1 rRNA gene is annotated in these 2894 nt (G+C 54.6%); it reads left to right on the top strand.

The features are described from left to right. Positions 1-26 precede the first annotated feature (26 nt). Positions 27-2872 (top strand): 23S ribosomal RNA (locus PAA8504_RS21585). Positions 2873-2894: the final 22 nt, after the last annotated feature.

Here is a 2894-nt window from a genome sequence, read left to right as displayed (position 1 = left end):
GAAGAAGTCAGTCTTCTTCTGGATCAGATCAAGCGCGAGAAGGGCGTTTGGTGGATGCCTTGGCAGTAAGAGGCGATGAAGGACGTGATACTCTGCGATAAGCGTCGGCGAGGCGAGAATAGCCTTTGACCCGACGATCTCCGAATGGGGCAACCCACCTGACAGTTGACTATAATTGCCTACGGGCAGCTTATAGGCTTCTGAAACAGGTACTTATTACCTGAATACATAGGGTTTTAAGAGCGAACCCGGGGAACTGAAACATCTAAGTACCCGGAGGAAAGGAAATCAACAGATACTCCCCTAGTAGTGGCGAGCGAACGGGGACCAGCCGAGCCGTAAGTGTGACTGGAACACGTTGGAAAACGTGACCATAGCGGGTGACAGTCCCGTACAGGAAGCATGATCGGACGCATTAAGTAGGGCGGGACACGTGAAATCCTGTCTGAAGATCGGGGGACCACCCTCGAAGGCTAAGTACTCCTTACTGACCGATAGCGAACCAGTACCGTGAGGGAAAGGTGAAAAGCACCCCGACGAGGGGAGTGAAACAGTACCTGAAACCGAACGCCTACAATCAGTCGGAGCCTCCTTGCGGGGTGACGGCGTACCTTTTGTATAATGGGTCATCGACTTGGTCTCACGAGCAAGCTTAAGCCGTTAGGTGTAGGCGCAGCGAAAGCGAGTCTTAATAGGGCGCATGAGTTCGTGGGATCAGACCCGAAACCGAGTGATCTAGGCATGACCAGGATGAAGATAAGGTAACACTTATTGGAGGTCCGAACCCACACCTGTTGAAAAAGGTCGGGATGAGTTGTGCCTAGGGGTGAAAGGCCAATCAAACTCGGAGATAGCTGGTTCTCCGCGAAATCTATTTAGGTAGAGCGTCAGACGAATACCTACGGGGGTAGAGCACTGGATGGGTAATGGGGCCCCACAGGCTTACTGATCCTAACCAAACTCCGAATACCGTAGAGTACTATCTGGCAGACACACGGCGGGTGCTAACGTCCGTCGTGGAGAGGGAAACAACCCTGACCTGCAGCTAAGGCCCCTAATTCGTGGCTAAGTGGGAAAGCATGTGAGACGGCCAAAACAACCAGGAGGTTGGCTTAGAAGCAGCCATCCTTTAAAGATAGCGTAACAGCTCACTGGTCTAGACAAGCTGTCTTGCGGCGAAGATGTAACGGGGCTCAAGCCACGAGCCGAAGCTCAGGACTGCATAGCAGTGGTAGCGGAGCGTAGTGTGACATAGCTCACTGTCTCCTTAGCGGGACGATCCTCTTCGGAGGGTCTGTCCGTGTTGGAGACAAGGAGCTTTCTGTGAAGCCGGCGCGTGAGCGATCCGGTGGAGAGATCACTAGCGAGAATGATGACATGAGTAGCGACAAACAGGGTGAGAGACCCTGTCGCCGAAAGTCCAAGGGTTCCTGCTTAAAGCTAATCTGAGCAGGGTAAGCCGACCCCTAAGGCGAGGCCGAAAGGCGTAGTCGATGGGAACCAGGTTAATATTCCTGGGCCATGTAGTGGTGACGGATCGCGGGTGTAGTTCGGCCTTATCGGATTGGTCGGGCTGCTGAGCGGTTCCTGGAAATAGCCCTACTATAAGATCGTACCCTAAACCGACACAGGTGGACTGGTAGAGAATACCAAGGCGCTTGAGAGAACGATGTTGAAGGAACTCGGCAAAATACCTCCGTAAGTTCGCGAGAAGGAGGCCCAGTTACCAGGCAACTAGTGGCTGGGGGCACAAACCAGGGGGTGGCGACTGTTTACTAAAAACACAGGGCTCTGCGAAGTCGCAAGACGACGTATAGGGTCTGACGCCTGCCCGGTGCCGGAAGGTTAAAAGGAGAGGTGCAAGCCTTGAATTGAAGCCCCGGTAAACGGCGGCCGTAACTATAACGGTCCTAAGGTAGCGAAATTCCTTGTCGGGTAAGTTCCGACCTGCACGAATGGCGTAACGACTTCCCCGCTGTCTCCAACATCGACTCAGCGAAATTGAATTGCCTGTCAAGATGCAGGCTTCCCGCGGTTAGACGGAAAGACCCCGTGCACCTTTACTACAGCTTCACACTGGCATTAGGCCGAGCATGTGCAGGATAGGTGGTAGGCTTCGAAGCAGGAACGCCAGTTTCTGTGGAGCCATCCTTGAGATACCACCCTTGCTCTGCTTGATGTCTAACCGCGGTCCGTTATCCGGATCCGGGACCCTGTGTGGCGGGTAGTTTGACTGGGGCGGTCGCCTCCCAAAGAGTAACGGAGGCGCGCGAAGGTTGGCTCAGACCGGTCGGAAATCGGTCGTTGAGTGCAATGGCAGAAGCCAGCCTGACTGCGAGACTGACAAGTCGAGCAGAGTCGAAAGACGGCCATAGTGATCCGGTGGTCCCGAGTGGAAGGGCCATCGCTCAACGGATAAAAGGTACGCCGGGGATAACAGGCTGATGGTGCCCAAGAGTCCATATCGACGGCACCGTTTGGCACCTCGATGTCGGCTCATCTCATCCTGGGGCTGGAGCAGGTCCCAAGGGTACGGCTGTTCGCCGTTTAAAGAGGTACGTGAGCTGGGTTTAGAACGTCGTGAGACAGTTCGGTCCCTATCTGCCGTGGGTGTAGGATACTTGAGAGGAGTTGCCCCTAGTACGAGAGGACCGGGGTGAACGATCCACTGGTGGACCTGTTATCGCGCCAGCGGTAGTGCAGGGTAGCTATGATCGGACAGGATAACCGCTGAAGGCATCTAAGCGGGAAGCCCCCCTCAAAACAAGGTATCCCTGAGGACCGTGGTAGACCACCACGTCGATAGGCCGGAGATGTAAGCGCAGCAATGCGTTCAGTTGACCGGTACTAATTGTCCGATAGGCTTGATCTGATCCGGAAGAAGGCTGACTGCC

Origin of the sequence: Palleronia abyssalis (assembly GCF_900302445.1) — a bacterium.
In the GTDB taxonomy this organism is placed as follows: domain Bacteria; phylum Pseudomonadota; class Alphaproteobacteria; order Rhodobacterales; family Rhodobacteraceae; genus Palleronia; species Palleronia abyssalis.
Note: the sequence above shows the minus strand (reverse complement) of the source record. Positions and strands in the feature narration are given on the sequence as shown.